This is a genomic window from Aeromonas sp. 95A, from assembly GCF_051919235.1.
Taxonomy (GTDB): domain Bacteria; phylum Pseudomonadota; class Gammaproteobacteria; order Enterobacterales; family Aeromonadaceae; genus Aeromonas; species Aeromonas veronii.
The window spans coordinates 2,729,416-2,750,000 of the sequence record NZ_JBQBFC010000001.1 but is presented as its reverse complement, the minus strand read 5'-3'; the positions used below and the strand labels follow the sequence as shown (position 1 = coordinate 2,750,000).

Annotated in this window: 15 protein-coding genes, 1 tRNA gene and 3 rRNA genes (1 of these 19 running past the window's edge); 15 read left to right on the top strand and 4 right to left on the bottom strand. The window is 60.2% G+C overall.

Annotation, left to right across the window (positions count from 1 at the left end; translation table 11 throughout):
* From ACTG2U_RS12440 to ACTG2U_RS12390, 11 genes are all read left to right on the top strand, one after another.
* Positions 1-1,175, top strand: a 23S ribosomal RNA gene (locus ACTG2U_RS12440); it begins 1,715 nt to the left of the window's first position.
* A gap of 81 nt (positions 1,176-1,256) precedes the next feature.
* Positions 1,257-1,371, top strand: a 5S ribosomal RNA gene (gene rrf / locus ACTG2U_RS12435).
* A 46-nt stretch (positions 1,372-1,417) separates the two neighbouring features.
* Positions 1,418-1,493 (top strand) — tRNA-Thr (locus tag ACTG2U_RS12430).
* A gap of 27 nt (positions 1,494-1,520) precedes the next feature.
* Positions 1,521-1,635 (top strand): 5S ribosomal RNA (gene rrf, locus ACTG2U_RS12425).
* A gap of 165 nt (positions 1,636-1,800) precedes the next feature.
* Positions 1,801-2,766 carry a transcriptional regulator EbgR gene (gene ebgR, locus ACTG2U_RS12420; RefSeq protein ID WP_429013353.1) on the top strand — a complete coding sequence of 322 codons (966 nt, stop codon included), beginning with the start codon at positions 1,801-1,803 and terminating at the stop codon, positions 2,764-2,766.
* Positions 2,767-3,087: 321 nt separating this feature from the next.
* The gene (gene ebgA / locus ACTG2U_RS12415) at positions 3,088-6,162 is read left to right on the top strand and encodes a beta-galactosidase subunit alpha (RefSeq protein ID WP_439974546.1); all 3,075 of its coding nucleotides are present in this window, start codon (positions 3,088-3,090) and stop codon (positions 6,160-6,162) included.
* Positions 6,159-6,614: a beta-galactosidase subunit beta gene (locus ACTG2U_RS12410; RefSeq protein WP_439974544.1), complete on the top strand. Its 456-nt coding sequence runs from the start codon at positions 6,159-6,161 to the stop codon at positions 6,612-6,614. The genes ebgA and ACTG2U_RS12410 overlap by 4 nt, the downstream gene beginning before the upstream one ends.
* Positions 6,615-6,717: 103 nt before the next feature.
* Positions 6,718-8,163, top strand: coding sequence for an amino acid permease (locus ACTG2U_RS12405; protein WP_439845270.1), 1,446 nt, complete (start codon positions 6,718-6,720; stop codon positions 8,161-8,163).
* 76 nt (positions 8,164-8,239) lie between these two features.
* Positions 8,240-8,578, top strand: a complete 339-nt coding sequence (locus ACTG2U_RS12400) for a tRNA-binding protein (RefSeq protein WP_202005127.1) — start codon at positions 8,240-8,242, stop codon at positions 8,576-8,578.
* 166 nt (positions 8,579-8,744) lie between these two features.
* Positions 8,745-10,190, top strand: coding sequence for an amino acid permease (locus ACTG2U_RS12395; RefSeq protein ID WP_439974543.1), 1,446 nt, complete (start codon positions 8,745-8,747; stop codon positions 10,188-10,190).
* Between the two features lie 293 nt (positions 10,191-10,483).
* Entirely contained in the window at positions 10,484-11,434 is a 951-nt protein-coding gene (locus tag ACTG2U_RS12390; RefSeq protein ID WP_439974542.1) for a bile acid:sodium symporter family protein, read from the top strand.
* A 79-nt stretch (positions 11,435-11,513) separates the two neighbouring features.
* Here ACTG2U_RS12390 and ovoA read toward each other — a convergent pair whose 3' ends face one another.
* Entirely contained in the window at positions 11,514-13,664 is a 2,151-nt protein-coding gene (gene ovoA, locus ACTG2U_RS12385; RefSeq protein WP_439974541.1) for a 5-histidylcysteine sulfoxide synthase, read from the bottom strand.
* A gap of 394 nt (positions 13,665-14,058) precedes the next feature.
* On the opposite strand from ovoA, the gene ACTG2U_RS12380 reads away from it, so the two are divergent.
* Entirely contained in the window at positions 14,059-14,781 is a 723-nt protein-coding gene (locus ACTG2U_RS12380; RefSeq protein WP_439974540.1) for a head GIN domain-containing protein, read from the top strand.
* Positions 14,782-14,831: 50 nt separating this feature from the next.
* Here the strand turns inward: ACTG2U_RS12380 and fghA are convergent, their stop codons facing one another.
* On the bottom strand, positions 14,832-15,668 hold the full coding sequence (gene fghA, locus ACTG2U_RS12375) for an S-formylglutathione hydrolase (protein ID WP_439974539.1): 837 nt from the start codon (positions 15,666-15,668) through the stop codon (positions 14,832-14,834).
* A 48-nt stretch (positions 15,669-15,716) separates the two neighbouring features.
* Complete coding sequence (locus tag ACTG2U_RS12370; protein WP_227095630.1) at positions 15,717-16,844, bottom strand: S-(hydroxymethyl)glutathione dehydrogenase/class III alcohol dehydrogenase; 1,128 nt, start codon at positions 16,842-16,844, stop codon at positions 15,717-15,719.
* 120 nt (positions 16,845-16,964) lie between these two features.
* On the opposite strand from ACTG2U_RS12370, the gene ACTG2U_RS12365 reads away from it, so the two are divergent.
* On the top strand, positions 16,965-17,870 hold the full coding sequence (locus tag ACTG2U_RS12365) for a LysR substrate-binding domain-containing protein (RefSeq protein WP_019446199.1): 906 nt from the start codon (positions 16,965-16,967) through the stop codon (positions 17,868-17,870).
* A 113-nt stretch (positions 17,871-17,983) separates the two neighbouring features.
* Here the strand turns inward: ACTG2U_RS12365 and ACTG2U_RS12360 are convergent, their stop codons facing one another.
* The gene (locus ACTG2U_RS12360) at positions 17,984-18,847 is read right to left on the bottom strand and encodes a YicC/YloC family endoribonuclease (protein WP_439974538.1); all 864 of its coding nucleotides are present in this window, start codon (positions 18,845-18,847) and stop codon (positions 17,984-17,986) included.
* A 147-nt stretch (positions 18,848-18,994) separates the two neighbouring features.
* On the opposite strand from ACTG2U_RS12360, the gene rph reads away from it, so the two are divergent.
* Entirely contained in the window at positions 18,995-19,711 is a 717-nt protein-coding gene (rph, locus tag ACTG2U_RS12355) for a ribonuclease PH (protein ID WP_005339589.1), read from the top strand.
* A 75-nt stretch (positions 19,712-19,786) separates the two neighbouring features.
* Positions 19,787-20,440, top strand: a complete 654-nt coding sequence (gene pyrE, locus ACTG2U_RS12350) for an orotate phosphoribosyltransferase (RefSeq protein ID WP_010676102.1) — start codon at positions 19,787-19,789, stop codon at positions 20,438-20,440.
* Positions 20,441-20,585 lie beyond the last annotated feature (145 nt).

Below are 20,585 nucleotides of genomic sequence, written 5' to 3'. Positions count from 1 at the left end.
GCGGATGGAGCAGTTGGGAGTCGCAGTGACCAGATGGCTGGGACTGTTTATCAAAAACACAGCACTCTGCAAACACGAAAGTGGACGTATAGGGTGTGACACCTGCCCGGTGCCGGAAGGTTAATTGATGGGGTTAGCGCAAGCGAAGCTCTTGATCGAAGCCCCGGTAAACGGCGGCCGTAACTATAACGGTCCTAAGGTAGCGAAATTCCTTGTCGGGTAAGTTCCGACCTGCACGAATGGTGTAACCATGGCCATGCTGTCTCCACCCGAGACTCAGTGAAATCGAATTCGCCGTGAAGATGCGGTGTACCCGCGGCTAGACGGAAAGACCCCGTGAACCTTTACTACAGCTTGGCACTGAACATTGAACCTACATGTGTAGGATAGGTGGGAGGCTTTGAAGGCGTGACGCCAGTTGCGCTGGAGCCGTCCTTGAAATACCACCCTTGTATGTTTGATGTTCTAACGCAGGGCCCTGAATCGGGCTCGCGGACAGTGCCTGGTGGGTAGTTTGACTGGGGCGGTCTCCTCCCAAAGAGTAACGGAGGAGCACGAAGGTTGGCTAATCCTGGTCGGACATCAGGAGGTTAGTGCAATGGCATAAGCCAGCTTAACTGCGAGACGGACAGGTCGAGCAGGTACGAAAGTAGGTCATAGTGATCCGGTGGTTCTGAATGGAAGGGCCATCGCTCAACGGATAAAAGGTACTCCGGGGATAACAGGCTGATACCGCCCAAGAGTTCATATCGACGGCGGTGTTTGGCACCTCGATGTCGGCTCATCACATCCTGGGGCTGAAGTCGGTCCCAAGGGTATGGCTGTTCGCCATTTAAAGTGGTACGCGAGCTGGGTTCAGAACGTCGTGAGACAGTTCGGTCCCTATCTGCCGTGGGCGTTGGATGATTGAAGGGAGTTGCTCCTAGTACGAGAGGACCGGAGTGAACGAACCTCTGGTGTTCGGGTTGTCACGCCAGTGGCACTGCCCGGTAGCTAAGTTCGGAATCGATAACCGCTGAAAGCATCTAAGCGGGAAGCGAGCCCTGAGATGAGTCATCCCTGACCCCTTGAGGGTCCTAAAGGGCCGTTGGAGACCACAACGTTGATAGGCGGGGTGTGTAAGTGCAGCGATGCATTGAGCTAACCCGTACTAATTACCCGTGAGGCTTAACCATACAACACCCAAGAAGTGTTCTAAGGCTTGTAGCAAATACGAACGAATTACTTACATCAGCTTTCACAGATTGAAGAATTTGCCTGGCGGCCATAGCGCCGTGGAACCACCTGATCCCATGCCGAACTCAGAAGTGAAACGCGGTAGCGCCGATGGTAGTGTGGCATTCGCCATGCGAGAGTAGGACACTGCCAGGCACCCAATTTCAAGATTACGCCCAGCGTGGTCTTTACCGGTTAGTGTGCTGATATGGCTCAGTCGGTAGAGCGCATCCTTGGTAAGGATGAGGTCCCCAGTTCGATTCTGGGTATCAGCACCATTTTCAAGTTAGTTTTAAAAGCTTTTGCCTGACGGCAATAGCGCCGTGGAACCACCTGATCCCATGCCGAACTCAGAAGTGAAACGCGGTAGCGCCGATGGTAGTGTGGCATTCGCCATGCGAGAGTAGGACACTGTCAGGCACCTATTTAGAAGAGGCCTCCCATTCGGGAGGCTTTTTTGCATTTCTGTCTTCCAAAAATCTGCCCTGCCGCCGGCATTTTAGTAAAAGTGCTGGGCTATCAAGGGATTGCCCGTTACTCTTTAGCCGTTGCCGATTAACACGTGATGCTGCCAGCGAGGTATTGATGGCTACGTTGAAGGAAATTGCACAGGAAGCGGGGGTTTCTCTCGCCACGGTATCCCGGGTACTGAACGAGGATCCCAGCCTGAGCGTCAAGGAAGAGACCAAGCAGCGGATCTTCGAGATTGCCGAACGGCTGGAGTACAAGACCAGCAGTGCCCGCAAGGGGGTACACAAGAGCAAGCTGCACTTTCTGGTGGTCTATGCATATCCCCAGAGTACCGAGGTCAACGACCCTTACTATCTCGCCATCCGTTATGGTATCGAGACCCAGAGTGCCCGCCTCAATATCGAACTGACCCACCTCTACAACTGCGGTGAAGGGCGCGAACTGAGCGCCGTGGATGGTATTCTGGTGGTCGGAACCCTCACAGCCGAGCATCTCGTCCAGCTAAGGGCTTGTTCCAGCCAGCTGGTGTTTGTCGACTGCTGTTCACAGGGAGAGTTCGACTCGGTCGATGTGGATCTCGCCCTGATCAGCCAGCAAGTGGTGGATTATTTTATCGCTCAGGGACACCAGCGCATCGGTTATATCGGTGGCCAGGATGAGAATCCGGATCTGCGCGAACTGGCCTTCCGGGATTATGGTCAGCGGCTGGGGGTGGTGCAGGAGAGCGACCTCTATCGTGGAGATTTCTCCAGCGCTTCCGGCTACCAGTTGGCGAAGGAGATGCTGGCAAGGGATTGGCCCAAGGCGCTGTTCGTTGCCTCCGACTCCATCGCCATCGGTGTGCTGCGTGCCATTCATGAGAAGGGACTGGCGATTCCCCAGCAAATTGAGCTTATCAGCGTCAACGATATTCCAACTGCCAAGTTCACCTTCCCGCCGCTCTCTACAGTGCGGATCCACTCCGAGTTGATGGGCTCCCAGGGAGTCAATCTGTTGGTCGAACGGCTGCGTGACGAGCGTGATATTCCACTTCGGGTGCTGGTGCCGAGCAAGTTGACCCTGCGTGGCACCACTCGCTGATTTTAGTAAAACATTCTGCTTTTTAGTCGCGCCATCTTGCGGTGGTGCGACACCTCTCCCAAGCAAACCTCTTTCCCATATCATCCAGTAACTTCATATCATATTGTTTTATAGTTGATTTTATTGCTAATCAGCCAACTCTTATCAACATCCATGCCACTCATCCATATCTTGCCCTCCTTTATCTCCCGCTTCTGATCTCGCTCACAAAACCATCTGTTCATTGTGATCAGGTTAAAACTTTACCAACCTAAAGCTGATATTTAGTAAATGTTTATCTAGAGTTTACCCAGTTAACGTTGCCTTGTTCCGGGAGGACATGTGAATAACTGGGAAAACGTCCAATTCGTTGGTGAAAACAGGCTGGCCCCTCGCGCCTACTTCTTCTCTTATGCCGACCACGCGCTGGCGGCCACCTTGCAGCGCGAGCTGAGCCGCCGTTTTCTGAGCCTTGGCGGCCAGTGGCAGTTCCACTACTTCGACCACCCCCTGCAGGTACCGGAGGCCTTCTATCACAGCCCCATGAGCGAGTGGGGCCAGATCACCGTGCCCAACATGTGGCAGATGGAAGGGCACGGCAATCTGCAGTACACCGACGAGGGTTTTCCCTTCCCCATCGACGTGCCCTTCGTGCCGACCAACAACCCCACCGGTGCCTATCAGCGCAGCTTCACGCTGAGCACGGCCTGGGACGGCGAGCAGGTGATCATCAAGTTTGACGGGGTGGAGACCTACTTCGAGGTCTATGTGAACGGCCACTACGTCGGCTTCAGCAAGGGCAGCCGTCTCACCGCCGAGTTCGATATCAGCGCCTATGCCAAGGTTGGCGAGAACCTGCTGTCGGTGCGGGTGATGCAGTGGGCCGACTCCACCTATATCGAAGATCAGGACATGTGGTGGATGGCGGGGATCTTTCGCGACGTCTATCTGGTGGGCAAACCGGCCGCCCATGTGCAGGACTTCTTCATCCGCACCGCGCTGGCGGATGACAATCAAAGCGCCACCCTGAGCTGCGATATCCAGTTGGAAAATCTTGGTGCGCCCGCCCGTGATCACCGTCTGGTCTGGTCGCTGCTGGATCAGGGCAGTGAGATCGCCAGCGGCTCGCTCGATCATCTCGCCATCGACGGTAAGTGTGATTGCCGCTTCACGCTGGATCTGGCCAATCCCCATCTGTGGAGCGCCGAAGACCCTTACCTCTATCAGCTGCAACTCTCCCTCTACAACGGTCAGGGCGAGCTGCTGGAAGTGATCCCGCAGCGGGTCGGGGTGCGTGAAATCAAGGTCAAGGATGGCCTCTTCTACGTCAACGGCCACTACCTCAAGCTGCACGGGGTGAACCGCCACGACAACGACCACCTCAAGAGCCGCGCGGTCGGTATGGACCGTGTTGAACGCGATATCGTGCTGATGAAACAGCACAACCTCAACTCGGTGCGCACTGCCCACTACCCGAACGACCCGCGCTTCTACGAGCTGTGCGACCAGTACGGTCTGTTCGTGATGGCGGAGACCGACGTGGAGACCCACGGCTTTGCCAACGTCGGCGATCTCAGTCGCATCACCGATGACCCCTTCTGGGAGCCGGTGTTCGTGGATCGCATAGAGCGCCACGTGCACGCCCAGAAGAACCACCCCTCCATCATCATCTGGTCACTCGGCAACGAGTCCGGCTACGGCTGCAACATCAGAGCCATGTACCAGCGCTGCAAGGCGCTCGACCCGACCCGGCTGGTGCATTACGAAGAGGATCGCGATGCCGAGGTGGTGGATGTGGTCAGTACCATGTATTCCCGCGTCTCCCAGATGAACTGCTTCGGCGAGTTCCCGATGGCCAAGCCGCGCATCCTCTGCGAATACGCCCACGCCATGGGTAATGGCCCGGGTGGCCTCAGCGAATACCAGCAGGTGTTCGACCGCCATCCCCACATTCAGGGCCACTACATCTGGGAGTGGTGCGATCACGGCATTCTGGATCAGGACGAGCAGGGCCGCCCCGTTTACAAATACGGCGGCGACTATGGCGACTATCCCAACAACTACAACTTCTGCATGGATGGCCTCATCTATCCGGATCAGACCCCGGGGCCTGGCCTGCGCGAATACAAGCAGGTGATCTGCCCGGTCAAGGTGCGCGCGCTGGATCTGGCCAGCGGCAAGTTGGCGGTGGAAAACCGCTACTGGTTCTCCACTCTCGACGATATCCGCCTGCTGGTCGAAGTGAAGGCCGAGGGCGAGCTGCTGGCCAGCCAGCAAATCCGGCTGGAAGGTATTGCCCCCGGTGCCATCACCGAGTTGCAACTCGAGCTGCCATCCCTCGATGGGCGGGAAACCTTTGTCCAGCTGCGGGTCATCAAGGCCACCGCCACCCGCTATAGCACGGCGGAACACGAGCTGGGCCAGTACCAGTTCCAACTGAAGGCATCGACTCGCCAGCTGCGACCCTTTGCCAATCCCAACGCTACTGCACTGCAGATTGCCGACGAGCGCCTCGCGCTGACCTTGAGCGGCAGCGGCTTTGCCCTGCGTTTCTCGCGCCTCGACGGCAAGCTGGTGAGCTGGCAGCAGGATGGTATCGAGCTGATTGAGCGCTCGCCGCGCCTCACCTTCTTCAAGCCGATGATCGACAACCACAAGCAGGAGTACGAGAGCCTGTGGCACCCGAACCACCTGCAGATCATGCAGGAGCACTTCCGTACTCTGAGCTGGCGTCAGCTGGGTGACGCGGTCGAGGTGACGGTCGAGAGCCTGATCGCGCCGCCGGTGTTCGACTTCGGCATGCGCTGCCGCTACGTCTACACCCTGAGCCCGAACGGTCAGCTGCACGTGGCACTGTCCGGTCAGCCCTACGGCGGTTATGACGACATCATCCCCAAGATCGGCTTCGAGCTGGGCATTCGTCAGGATCTCGACCGGGTGCACTACTACGGCATGGGGCCGGGCGAAAACTATCAGGACAGCCGCCAGAGCAACTGGATCGACAGCTTCCAGAGCACAGTCGGCGAGATGTGGGAGCACTACCCCTTCCCGCAGGACAACGGCAACCGCCAGCAGGTGCGCTGGGCGACCCTGACCAACCGCCACGGCGCCGGTCTCTACGTGCGGCCTGATGCCCCCATCAACCTGAGCGTCTGGCCCTACAGCTGGGAGCATATCCACGCGGCGCAGCACATCAACGAGCTGGAACCGAGCGGTTATCTCACCCTCAATCTGGATCACAAGGTACTGGGGCTTGGATCCAACTCCTGGGGCTCCGAGGTGCTGGACTCCTGGCGGGTGCGCTTCGAGCCATTCAGCTTCGGCCTGACCCTGCTGCCCATCGCCCGTGGCAACCTCAATCCGGCTGCGCTGGCCGGGCTCGATCTCACCATCAACGGCGGGAGGAACCTCGCATGATCACCCTGGACAACCTGACCCTGTTCAAAAACATCTACCGGGAGGGCAAGAAGTGGGGCCGCTGCGTGGAGGCCATCAACAACCTGCCGAACCTCAAGCCCGGCATCTGCCACTCCATCGGAGACTCCCTCACCTACCGCTTGCAGGAGGGGGCCAGCCCGGCCACCTCCCTGTTCGAGGGGCAGCGCCACTACTTCGACGTCCACTACTACCTGGAAGGGGAAGAGACGGTGGAGTGGGCAGCCAAGAGCGAGCTGCGGGTCGAGCAGGCCTATGACGACACCACCGACCGCGAGTGGCTGGCTGGCGAGGTGCGCGAGCGCCAAAAAGTCGGCAACGGTCAGGTGGTGATCTTCGAGAACGACGAGGCCTACCGTTTCGTCGGCGACGGGCCGGTGCGCAAGGTGATCATCAAGGTCACCGTTGAAGGCGGCTACTTCAAGAACAAATAACAAGCCGCCGGTTCTGCACTGACAAAAGCCGGAAGGGCGGGGCTCACCCTACAAATCATGCCCCGCCCTTTCGCGGCAATAACTACAGGTCTGGAGATGCACCATGTCTGATTCCAAACGCAATACGATAGGCAAGTTTGGTCTGCTGTCGCTCACCTTCGCGGCGGTATTCAGCTTCAACAACGTCATCAACAACAACATCGAGATCGGTCTGGCCTCGGCCCCGATGTTCTTTCTGGCCACCATTTTCTACTTCATTCCGTTCTGCCTGATCATTGCGGAATTTGTGTCACTGAATAAGAACTCCGAAGCGGGCGTCTATGCCTGGGTGAAGAGCTCCCTTGGCGGTCGCTGGGCCTTTATCTCGGCCTACACCTACTGGTTCGTGAACCTCTTCTTCTTCACCTCGTTGCTGCCGCGGGTTATCGCCTACGCCTCCTATGCTTTCCTCGGTTACGAGTACATTCTCACCCCGGTGGCGACCACGGCATTGAGCATGGTGCTGTTTGCCTTTGCCACCTATGTCTCCACCAACGGCGCCAAGATGCTCGGCCCCATCACCTCGGTGACCTCGTCCCTGATGCTGCTGCTAACCCTCTCCTACATCCTGCTGGCAGGTGCGGCACTGGTGGGCGGCGTACAGCCGGCCGACCCCATCACGGTAGCGGCCATGGTTCCCGATTTCAGCTGGGCGTTTCTGGGCATCACCACCTGGATCTTTATGGCAGCCGGTGGCGCCGAGTCGGTCGCGGTCTACGTCAATGACGTGAAAGGGGGCTCCAAGTCATTCGTGAAGGTGATCATCATCGCCGGGATCTTTATCGGCGTGCTCTACTCCATCGCATCGCTGTTGATCAACGTGTTCGTGCCGAGCGGCACCCTGAAATATACCGGCGGCTCGGTGCAGGTGTTTGAAGGGCTGGCGGCCTACTTCGGTCTGCCGGAGATCCTGATGAACCGCTTCGTCGGGCTGGTCTCCTTCACCGCCATGTTCGGCTCCCTGCTGATGTGGACGGCGACCCCGGTGAAGATCTTCTTCTCCGAAATCCCGGCCGGCATCTTCGGCAAGAAGACAGTCGAGCTCAACGAGAACGGCGTGCCCGCCCGCGCAGCCTGGATCCAGTACCTCATCGTGCTGCCGCTGATGGTGATCCCGACCTTGGGCTCCAACACAGCGCAGGATCTGATGAACACCGTCATCAACATGACCGCTGCCGCCTCCATGTTGCCGCCGCTGTTCATCATGCTGGCCTACCTCAATCTGCGCCTGAAGCTCGACCACCTGCCGCGGGAGTTCAAGATGGGTTCGCGCACTACCGGCATCGCCGTGGTGTCGGTGCTGATCGCCATCTTCTCGGTGGGCTTCCTCGCCTCCACCTTCCCGACCGGCGCCGACATCATGACCATCATCTTCTACAACGTCGGCGGGATCGTGATCTTCCTCGGCTTCGCCTGGTGGAAATACAACAGATACGAGGCCTCCCTCAGTGCCGAAGCGCGTGCCAAAGAGGCCCAGCCGACAGCGCAGGTTGCCATGCAGACGCCATAGGCACGGTATTGAATACCAATCAAACCGGGTGGCCGTTGGCCACCCGCAAACCGTTGAACCAGAAAAGGAAAAGAGCATGAGCGAGACGATCGAGTTTGCGGAATTCAAACGGGTCGAGATGAAGGTGGGCAAGGTGCTGGAGGTGGTGCGCCACCCCGGGGCCGACAAACTCTACATCGTCCAGATCGACGTGGGTGGCGAGCGGCCGCTGCAGACCGTCACCAGTCTGGTGCCTTACTACAGCGAAGATGAGCTGATGGGCAGCGAGGTGGTGGTGCTGACCAACCTCAAGCCCACCAGGATGCGCGGCGAGCGCTCCGAGTGCATGTTGCTCTGCGCCGAGGCCCCGGACGAGAGCCAGAGCGTGCTGCTGCAACCACGGGTGCCGATGGCGCCGGGCACCCCGATCGTCTGAACGGTATCGCGAGCCGGTGCGGGAGACTGCACCGGTTCACCAACGAGGCCGTCCACGCGGCCCGATCATAACAAGAGAGTAAAGTGCGGGGCCGACAGACCCTTGCCGAACACATCACAGAGTCACAGCGTTACCCGCAGGGAGCGCGAGTCCACTGGAGGACACCATGTCTGAATCCGTACGCGGCACCATAGGCAAGTTTGCCCTGTTGTCGATGACCTTTGCCGCCGTGTTCAACGTGCGCAACATCGTCAACAACAACATCGAGCTGGGGCTCAGCTCCGCCCCTATTTTCCTGCTGGCGACCATCGTCTACTTCATTCCGTTCGTCTTCATCATCGCCGAGTTCGTCTCGGCCAACAAAAATTCCGAGTCGGGGATGTACGACTGGCTGAAAAAACCGCTCGGCACCCGGATGGCCTATCTGGGCTCGTTTCTCTACTGGTTCGTAAACCTGTTCTGGTTCGTCTCCCTGCTACCCAACGTTATCGCCTACGCCTCCTACGCCATGCTGGGCTATGAGTACAGCTTCTCGCCCATGGTCACCTCGATCATCTCCATCGTGCTGTTTGCGGCGGCGACCCATATCTCCACCAAGGGGGCGAGCTGGCTTGGCAAGATTGCCGAAATAGTGGCCTACGGTGTGTTTGCCCTGTTCGCCATCTATGTGCTGGGTGCCCTGATGGCCCTGAGTGGCGATCATGTGCCAGCACAGCCCATCACGCTGGAGGCGATGACTCCCACCGTCAACTGGGCGACGCTCGGCATCATGTGCTGGATCTTCCAGGCAGCGGGCGGTGCCGAGACCGCAGCGGCCTACCTCAATGACGTGAAGGGCGGCCAGAAGTCCTTTATCAAGGTGATCATCAGTGCCGGTATCGTCATCGGTGCCATGTATGCGGTCGGTTCCCTTTTGGTGAACGTGTTCGTACCGCGCGAGAGCCTCACCTATGCCGGCGGCATGGTGGAGATCTTCACCGGCATGGCGCAATACTTCGGGCTTTCCGAGGCGCTGGTGGGCCGCTTCGTCGGCGTGGTGCTGTTTATCGCCATGTTTGGTTCCATGATGATGTGGACCTCGGCGCCGGTGAAGATCCACTTCTCCGAGATCCCGCAGGGGGTTTACGGCGAGAAGACCACCCAGCTCAACAAGCACGGCGTGCCGGTGCGCGCCGCCTGGTGGCAGTTTGTCTTCGTGTTCGCGATGCTGGTGGTCAACGGCTTCGGCTCCGAGTCGGTACAGCAGATGATGAACACCGCCATCAACCTCACCGCGGGCACCGCCATGTTGCCGCCGATCTTCATCATGGTGGCCTACTTCGTGTTTCGCTGGAAACATGACGACACTCCCCGCGACTTCCGCATGGGCTCGCGCACCTTCGGCATGGCTGTGGTCTCGGTGCTGATCGCCATCTTCGTGGTGAGCATGAGCGCCTCCGCCTTCCCGGCCGGGGTGGATCTGGTGCGCGCCTTCTTCATCAACGTCTTTATGACTGCAGTCTTCTCGGCGCTGGCCTACTGGTGGATCTCCCGCTTCGAGAAGCGGCAGTCCCGCAAGCTCGCCGGCAATGACAAGAAGATCGGCAACGGCAAGCTGGCCAGCCAGCGCTGATCGGCAGAACGAAAAAGCGAGACGGGCGGCCTGGGTCGCCCGTTTTTTTATCCATTTCGCGCCGGTTTGGCGCTATCTGGCCGCGGGTCAGCAACTTCCGCTATTCAACAAAGCAAAGGCGTTAAGCATTGATGAACAATTAACCGCTGCCCAACGTTGCGCCTCTCCGTTATCGGGGTAAGCTGGAGGTTCGTTTTAGCGGGAGGTGCCAGACATCTCCCGCTCTGTTTCTTGTCCTCCCCAATCCTGACTGCCGTCACGGCAGCAGGATGCCCTTCTGATGGAGACCTTTCGTGCGTCTGGATCCCTTTACTATTGTGCTGATTGCGGTGGTCACCCTGGCCTCCCTCTTTCCCTGCGAGGGGCAGGTGGCTGTCTGGTTCGGTCTGCTGACCAAGCTGGCGGTGGCGCTCCTGTTCTTCATGCATGGCGCCAAGCTGTCGCGCCAGAACCTGCTGGCGGGCCTCGGTCACTGGCGGCTTCATCTGGTGGTGATGCTCAGCACCTTCGTGCTCTTTCCGCTGCTCGGGCTGCTGCTCACCCCGCTGGTACCGAGCTGGCTGAGCCCGGCTATCTACCTCGGCTTCCTCTATCTCTGCGCTTTGCCAGCCACCGTGCAGTCGGCCATCGCCTTCACCTCGATGGCAGGGGGCAATGTGTCGGCAGCGGTGTGCAGCGCCTCGGCCTCCAGCATCCTCGGCATCTTCCTCTCGCCGGTGCTGGTGGGGATGATGATCCACGTGCAGGGGGAGGGGATCGACACCTGGCACTCCATTCAGGCCATCATGATGCAGCTGATGCTGCCGTTCGTGGTGGGCCACCTGTCGCGCCCGCTCATCGGTCGCTGGGTCGACAGCCACCGTCCGCTCATCGGCAAGCTGGATCAGAGCTCCATCCTGCTGGTGGTCTACGTCGCCTTCAGCGAGGCGGTGGTGCAGGGGATTTGGCGTCAAGTAGGTTGGTACGATCTGGCCAGTATTGTGCTGCTGAGCTGCGTCTTGCTGGCGCTGGTGCTCTGCTGGAACGTCTGGATCAGCCGTCGCCTCGGCTTCGACAAGGCGGACGAGATCACCATTGTCTTCTGCGGCTCCAAGAAGAGTCTGGCCAACGGGGTGCCGATGGCCAACGTCATGTTCCCGGCCGCCAGCGTCGGGGTGATGGTGCTGCCGCTGATGATCTTCCACCAGATCCAGCTGATGGTCTGCGCCGTGCTGGCGCGCCGCTATCACGAGCAGGGGCATTGATACTCGCGACGTTTTTGCTGTCATAACAAGAGGGAGGCCCGTTGGCCTCCCTCTTCTCATCTGCATGCCGACCGGCGGATTAGCGTTTGCGCCAGACGGTCAGCTGCGCCACCGTGTGCTGGTATTTGCGGGCGGTCTCGCGGATGACGAAATGCACATCCCGCGGCGGGCAGTGCTCCTCGAATTCGGCCGCCAGCAGCCGTTGCAGCGCCTGATAGGTGGTGAGCGCCTCGCCGTTTTCACGAATGCCACCGAGCCAGTTGGCGGGCGGGGTATATTCCGCCAGCCAGGTGTAGGGGCTGGTGAGCACCAGCAGACCACCGCTGCGCAGCCGGGGAGCGATATCCCGCAGGAAGCGGGCGGGCTCCCGCAACCGGTCGATCAGGTTGGAGGCGAGCACCAGATCATAGTGGTCATATTTGGGCTTGAGGTTGCAGGCATCCCCCTGACTGAAGTGGATGCGCTCAGCCTGACTCGCCCCCAATCCGTGGCTCGACAGGCGTGCCTCGCAATACTCCACCAGTTCACCCTCCAGCGGAATGGCGTAGCGGAAGCTGTCCTGGCTGGCGAGGGCCAGCGCCACATCGATGAAGCGGGCCGAGTAGTCGACCCCGTCCACATGCTGGAAGTGGCGAGCCAGTTCGAAACTGGCGCGGCCGGTGGCACAGCCGATATCCAGCGCCCGCTGGTGGTTGCTGCACAGCTCGCCAGCAAGATCAGCAAGCGTCTTGGCGTAGTTGGCTACCCCGAAGTGGCTCGGGCCGTACTGGAAGTCGAGGTACTGGGCTACGAGCGTGTCGGTTTCATAGGGATTCACGATAACGGGTTCCTGATAACGGGAGACCAGATAGCGGAAACCCGCATGCTGGAAGAAGTGACGCCGGAAGGCGTAACGGGATGATTTGAGCGCTTCGTTGCCCGTGCTGATCCAGCTGCCCCCCTTGATCAGGGTGTGCTTGCCATCAAAGGTGGGGGTGGAGAAGTCGTCGTAGAGCGGGTGGATTTTAAAGCCATCGAAGCCATCGATGGCGGTGCTGGTCCACTGCCAGACATTGCCCACCAGATCGAAGAACTCCCCTTGCGGGCAGGCATCCACCGGGCAGGAGGAGGCAAAACGGGCCAGATTGATATTGCCGGGGACCTGTGTCCAGTCCGGCTGATCGCCGGGAACTTGCTCGCGCAGCAGCATCCATTCCGCCTCGCTCGGCAGCTGGATGGGGAGTCCGGTCTGGGCCGCCTTCCAGCGGCAGAAGGCGGCCGCCTCCAGCTGGTTGACCTCCACCGGCCAGTCCCATGGCATGGCGACCTGCTCGGTCATCAGCCGCAGCTGCAATTGCCCGTGCTCGGCGGGATCACCCACCCAGAAGGTGGGCATCTGCGCCTTGGCGTACTGGCACCAGCCCCACCCCTCCTCATCCCACCACTGTTGTTGGCCGTAGCCGCCCGCCTGGACGAAAGCGAGGTACTCGGCATTGCTCACCAGCATGCGGCTGGCCTGAAACGGGGTCAGCTTTATATGGCGCTCGCCATATTCGTTGTCCCAGCCGTAGGTGGCGTCCTGCTTGCCAAGGCGCACCTTGCCGCCGGCCACTGGCAGCAGGCTGTTGGCGGGCACCTGATCAATGCGGTGGCGGGCTTCGGTACTGGCGGGCCAATAAGGCTGTGGTCGCACCCAGGCGAGCGGCAACTGGCGGATCAGCACGCTGGAGGTCTCGAGGTGGATGCGCTCGTGCTCTATCCCCATCAGGATCACCCAGGCCGGGCTCTGCCAGTCGATGGGCAGAGTGAGCGGCATCTGGCGAATAAAATCGCACACCAGCGAACGGACTTTGGCCCGATAGCTGCGTAGCTCGCTGACTTTGGGCCAGTCGTAGTGGGTCTCGTCCAGATCGTCCCAGCTCATCTCGTCCACCCCGATGGCGACCATGGCCTCGATGCGGGCATCCAGCCGCTGGTCGATCAGGCGTGCCGCCAGCAGCTTGTTGATGAAGAAGGCGGCAGTGTGGCCGTAGTAGAAGATGAGCGGATGGCGCAGCGGGATCGCCTTGTTGAACCAGGCCCGCTCATCGGCCAGACAGTCGAACAGCGAGTCGTAGAGATCAAAGGTCTGGCAGAAGTAGGCGAGCAGCTCGCGCCGTTTCTGCTCGGGATCGCTGCCGGTCAGCAGCGGGGTGCGAGTCGGTTCCGGCAGACCGGTGGCGGTGGCATAGAGAGGGCTTGCTTGGGTCACGCTCTGGCTCCTTGTTGGCAGTGAAGACTGACAAGACAGTGGTAATGACATTACCGCAATGGAGAGCTTGGTACGCACGAAGTACCACTATTGGCTCAACAGACCGGCAGGGCAATTAAAAACTTCCACGGGCTGTCAGCATAGTGACCGGCAGGACGACCCGCCAGCCAGCTCTCCACCTGCCTGTTAGGGGGTGGTCAAATTCGCCAAATGGTGGTCTAAATGGATCTTTTTGTGCGTATCACATCTTACTGTTGATTTTATTTTTATTGAAAATCATATAGTTATGGTCTGGCATGGCCATTGCTAACTGTGGTTTCATACGGCCTCTATTTTTGTGGTTTCGAACAGGGCCAGTCAGGTGGCTTATCAATAAATAAAAAGGAGAACAGTTATGCGGTGGATGATTGGCGTCTTGGTGGCGTTGGTGATGGGAGGTTGCAACGTCTTTGCCGACACCGAGATCAAGGGGGAAGGTGCCCCGGTCGAGCGCCAGCAGGTGCTCGGTGACGGGGTGACCCGGGTGCTGGCGGGGGTGCCTGCCACCCTCCATCTGGTCGCGGGGGAGCCGCGCGGTATCCTGATCAAGGGGCAGGAGAACCTGCTGCCCTATCTGGAGCTGACCGAGAGCGGCGACAAGCTGGAGATCGAGGTGAAGGAGGGTTACCGGCTCGATCCTACCGAGCCGCTGGAGCTGACCATCACCTTGCCGGTGTTGAACGAACTGGCATTGGCCGGGACCGGCAATGGCGATCTGAGCGGCTTCAAGGGCGATGAGCTGGTGCTGTCGGTGGCCGGTACCGGTGACATCGTCGCCAGTCAGCTGGAGCTGAAACGGCTGGAAGGGAATATCGCAGGCACCGGCAGTCTGGAGCTGGGCAGCGGTTCGGCACAGGCCATCGAGCTGAACATTGCCGGATCTGGTGATGTGCTCGGGAGCGAGATGCGCGGTAAGGAGGTAGAGGTCAATATCGCCGGCAGCGGTGATGTGGCGGTGCGGGCGCAGGAGACGCTGAAAGTCGGCATCGCCGGTTCAGGCAACATCGCCTACTGGGGTGATCCCAAGGTGGAGCAGCAGATCGCAGGCTCCGGCGGCGTGACTCGAGCGGGCAGCTGATATCAACCGATCACCACAACTGAAACAGGCCCGCAACGGGCCTGTTTTGATCAGAGGTGGCGGGCGTGAAAGCGCAGGTGCGCCTCGATAAAGCTCGCCACGAAGTAGTAGCTGTGGTCATAGCCCTCGTGGCGGTTGAGTTCCAGCGGCCATCCCTTGCTGGCTGCCACCTCGGCCAGCGCATCGATATGCAACTGCTCGGCGAGAAAGGGATCATCCAGTCCCACATCCACCAGGGTGGGCAGCGGCGTGACCGGCTGGTGGCGCAGCAGCTGGCAGGCATCCCACTCCTGCCACAACAAGGGATTGCTGCCGAGGTAGGCGCCGAGCGCCTTCTGGCCCCAGGGGCAGCGGCTAGGGTGACAGATCGGGCTGAACGCCGAGACCGAGCGGTAGCGACCCGGCTCCCGCAGCGCGGCGATCAGCGCACCGTGACCGCCCATGGAGTGGCCACTGATGGCGCGGCGGGTCGAGACCGGGAAGTGGGTCTCTATCAAGTCAGGCAGTTCGCGGGTGACGTAGTCATACATCTGGTAGTGCGCCTGCCAGGGGCTCTGGCTGGCATTGACGTAAAAGCCCGCGCCCATGCCGAGGTCATAACCGGGATCGTCCGCTACGCCGTCGCCGCGGGGGCTGGTGTCCGGCGCCACCAGGGCGATGCCAAGCTCGGCGGCGATACGCTGGGCATCCGCCTTCTGCATAAAGTTCTCATCGGTGCAGGTGAGACCGCTGAGCCAGTAGAGCACGGGCACCTTCTGGCCGGTGAGGGCCTGAGGCGGCAGATAGATGGCAAAATTCATCTCGCAGCCGAGCACGCTGGAGTGGTGGCGATAGCGCTTGTGCCAGCCGCCGAAGCTCTTGTTGCTGCTGATAATCTCCAGATTCATCGAAGGACTCCTGCACCCCGCCCACGATGGCGGGCGGGGTGATCATGCTCAGTAGTGGATGACGGTGCGGATGCTCTTGCCTTCGTGCATCAGATCAAATGCCTCGTTGATCTGCTCAAGCCCCATGGTGTGAGTGATGAAGTCATCGAGGCGGAACTCGCCCTGCATGTAGCGCTGCACATAGCTCGGCAGTTCGCTGCGACCGCGTACCCCGCCGAAGGCGCTGCCGCGCCAGACCCGACCGGTCACCAGCTGGAACGGACGGGTACTGATCTCCTGACCCGCTCCGGCGACGCCGATGATGACCGACTCGCCCCAGCCCTTGTGGCAGCACTCCAGCGCCGCACGCATTACCTTGACGTTGCCGATGCACTCGAAGGAGAAGTCGACGCCGCCGTCGGTCAGCTCGACGATCACCTCCTGAATCGGTTTGTCGTAATCGTTCGGGTTGATGCAGTCGGTGGCGCCCAGCTTGCGGGCCAGCTCGAACTTGCTCTCGTTGATGTCGATGGCGATGATGCGACCGGCCTTGGCCAGACGAGCCCCGATCACCGCCGAGAGGCCGATGCCGCCCAGACCGAAGATGGCGACGCTCTCACCCTCTTTCACCTTGGCGGTGTTCATCACGGCGCCGATGCCGGTTGTGACGCCACAACCGAGCAGACAGACCTCTTCCAGCGGGGCGGCCGGGTCTACCTTGGCGATGGAGATCTCCGGCAGCACCGTGTATTCGCTGAAGGTGGAGGTGCCCATGTAGTGATAGATGGGCTGGCCATCTTTCGAGAAGCGGGTGGTGCCGTCCGGCATCAGCCCCTTGCCCTGGGTGGCGCGGATCTTCTGGCAGAGGTTGGTCTTGCCGGACTTGCAGAATTTGCACTCGCCGCACTCGGGGGTGTAGAGCGGGATCACGTGATCCCCCACCTTGACGCTGGTGACCCCTTCGCCGACCGATTCGACGATGCCGCCCCCCTCGTGACCGAGAATGCAGGGGAAGACCCCTTCCGGATCTTCACCGGAGAGGGTGAAGGCATCGGTGTGGCAGACGCCGGTCGCGATGATGCGCACCCGCACTTCGCCCGCTTGCGGCGGCATGACCTCGACCTCTTCGATGGAGAGGGGCTGACCCGGGCCCCAGGCGATGGCGGCTTTACACTTGATGCTTTGAACCTGTGCCATGAATGACATCCTTCTTGTTGAGCAGGGTGAACAGAGATGAGTTCGGACAGTCAGTGTAGTTTCCCGCCGATTTGGTGATAATGAGGGCAAATCTCAAATCACTTTTACACACAGGTAATAATGTTCGGCTGGGAAGGGATCTGTGAATTTGTCAGCGTGGCGGAGCAGGGGGGCTTTACCCCGGCGGCACGCAAGCTGGGAGTGTCGGTGGCGCAAGTGAGCCGTCAGGTGGCACAGCTGGAGGACAGGCTGCAGGCCAAGCTGCTGCTGCGCACCACCCGTCAGGTGCGGCTCACCGAGCTTGGCGAGATCTACTATCGCCACTGCCGTCAGCTGCTCGACAACCTCTACGAGGCGGAGCTGGCGGTGGGGCGCCATCAGGCGGTACCGCAAGGGTCGCTGCGCATCACGGCCCCCGTCTCCTACGGCGAGAGCCGCATCGCCCCGCTGGTGAACGACTTTATGGTGCGTTTCCCCCAGCTGGAGGTGACCCTCAACCTCACCAACCAGCTGCTGGATCTGGTGCACGAGGGCTACGATCTGGCGCTGCGGCTCGGCCACCTCAAGGATTCGACGCTGGTGGCGCGCAAGCTGGCGCAGCGGGTGCCCTATGTCTGCGCCTCACCGGCTTACACCGCCCGCCACGGCATGCCCAACAGCCTCTCCGAGCTGACTCGCCACACCTGTTTGGTGGGCAACAGCGACGAGTGGCATTTCACCCTGGATGGCCGCCCCCACAGTGTGCGGGTGCGCGGCCTGTTGCAGTGCAACAGCGGCCACGCCCTGCTGGATGCGGCGCTCAAGGGCATCGGCATTATCCAGCTGCCGGACTACTACGTGAGCGACCATCTGGCCCGAGGCGAATTGATCGAGCTGCTGCCCGAACTGCGGGCTCCGGCCGAGGGGATCTGGGCCCTCTATCCCCACAACCGCCACCTCTCCCCCAAGGTGCGACTGCTGGTGGATTATCTGGCCGAGCGGCTGAGCGACCCGCACCAACCGGCGCTGGTGATGCCGATAGGCTAGGGCTTCTCTTGCTCGTTGGCTCACAGGCGGCAAACCCCATGGCCTGAAAATAAAAGAGCCCTTGAGGAATCAAGGGCTCTTTTGCAGGTAGCGACCGGATAGTCAGAGATCCATCACTCGATGTTCTGAATTTGCTCGCGCATCTGCTCGATGAGGACTTTCAGCTCGACGGCGGACTGGGTCACTTCGGCGTTGATCGACTTTGAACCAAGCGTGTTCGACTCGCGGTTGAACTCCTGCATCATAAAGTCGAGACGACGACCGCAGGCGCCACCCTTCTTCATGATCTTGTTGGTCTCGCTGATGTGCATCTCCAGACGATCCAGCTCTTCGGCCACGTCGATCTTCTGGGCCAGCAGCACGATCTCCTGTTCGATGCGGGCCGGATCCAGCTCGACCTTGGCTTCGGCCAGACGGTCGGTGAGCTTCTGGCGCTGCCACTCGATGATCTGCGGCAGGTGGACGCGCACCTTCTTCACTTCCACCTGAATACCGGCCAGACGCTGTTCGATCAGCGCCTTGAGGTTGGCCCCCTCGCTGGCGCGGGAGGCGAGGAAATCTTCCATGGTCTGGTCAAAACCGCCGAGCAGCTCGGTGGCGACCGCGTCCATGTCCTGTTCGGCGGCAGCCATGACGCCCGGCCAGCGCAGCACGTCGACCGGGTTGAGCTGGCCCTGACCCGCCTCTCTCATTACCCAGCTGGCGCTGTCGATGATGAGCTTGGCCAGCTCTTCATTGATGTGCAGCTGGCTGGCGGCGGCTTGCGCGGCCTCAAAGCGCAGGTTGCACTCCACCTTGCCGCGCTGTAGTTTGGCGCGGAAACGCTCACGCAGAACCGGTTCCAGGCTGCGCAGTTGCTCCGGCAGGCGAATGTAGGTTTCCAGATAGCGCTGGTTGACCGAACGAATTTCCCAAACGGCTGTGCCCCAGTCGCCCTTGAATTCCTTGCGGGCGTAGGCGGTCATGCTGTGAATCATTGATTGTTCCGGGCTTGATGAAGTGTGCGGCCAGTATACTCAGCCCGGCCCTGCTCGTCAGCCGATGCCGTGGTTTTAGCGGCTGATATTTGGGGCGGGATCACTTATAATCCCCCGCCAATTTGAGCCAGCCCAGAGGTCCGTTCCATGTCCCGTCCAAGCGATCGCAGTGCCGCGCAACTTCGCCCGGTTACCATTACCCGCAATTTCACCAAACATGCAGAAGGCTCAGTGCTGGTGGAGTTCGGTAACACTCGCGTGCTCTGCACCGCCAGCGTCGACACCAGCGTGCCGCGCTTCCTGAAAGGAAAGAATCAGGGCTGGGTGACTGCCGAATACGGCATGCTGCCGCGCTCCACCCACTCCCGGATGAACCGTGAAGCGGCCTCCGGCAAGCAGAGTGGCCGTACTCTGGAGATCTCCCGTCTGATCGCCCGCTCCCTGCGCGCCGCGGTAGACCTGACTGCGCTGGGCGAGCACTCCATCACAGTTGACTGTGATGTGCTGCAGGCCGATGGCGGCACCCGCACCGCTTCCATTACCGGTGCCTGCGTGGCGCTGGTGGATGCGCTGAACTGGATGGTCGAGAAGGGCATGATCAAGCAAAGCCCGCTCAAGCAGATGATCGCCGCCGTCTCCGTCGGCATGTATCAGGGCGAAGCCATCTGCGATCTGGAGTACATCGAAGACTCCGCCGCCGAGACCGACATGAACGTGGTGATGACCGAAGATGGTCGCATCATCGAGGTGCAGGGCACCGCGGAGGCCGAGCCCTTCACCCATGAGGAGCTGCTGGAGATGCTGGCGCTCGCCAAGGGCGGCATCGCCGACATCATTGCGCTGCAGAAGCAGTCACTTTCATAATTTTAAAAACGCGGCATTGACCGCGTTTTTTTATACCCCCACACAAGACAACGACAAGCCAAGCAAGGAGCCAGAATGAAAGCCTACCAGCGTCAATTTATCGAGTTCGCCCTGGAGAAACAGGTCCTCAAATTCGGTGAATTTACCCTGAAATCCGGTCGTAAAAGCCCCTACTTCTTCAACGCCGGTCTGTTCAACAGCGGCCGCGATCTGGCCCGTCTCGGCCGCTTCTATGCCGCCGCCTTGATGGATGCCGGTATCGAGTTCGATGTGCTGTTTGGCCCGGCCTACAAGGGGATCCCCATCGCCTCCGCCACTGCCGTACAGCTGGTGGAGCAGCACGATGTGGACGTGCCCTGGTGCTTCAACCGCAAGGAGGCCAAGGATCATGGCGAGGGTGGCAATCTGGTGGGCAGCCCGCTCAAAGGGCGGATCATGCTGGTGGACGATGTCATCACCGCCGGTACCGCCATCCGCGAATCCATGGATCTGATCCAGGCCAACGGCGCCTCGCTGGCGGGCGTGCTGATCGCGCTGGACCGTCAGGAGAAGGGCAAGGGCGAGCTCTCCGCCATTCAGGAAGTGGAGCGTGACTATGGCGCTCACATCATCGCCATCATCCAGATGAGCGACTTGATCCAGTATCTGGAAGAGAAGCAGGCCGAACAGCCGGAGCTGGCAGCACAACTGGCGGCCATGAAGGCTTATCGCGCCCAGTACGGTATCTGAGTTCCGCTCGCACCGCGCAATAGCTGAATGCGGCGCCCGTTTGTTCTCTGGCAGCAAACGGGCGCCGTTTTTTCATCTGCAAAAAGTGGATCATGTGGCTTGAGCTTACCCTTACAGTAAAGGTTAGGGTTTGCCCGTCGGCGTT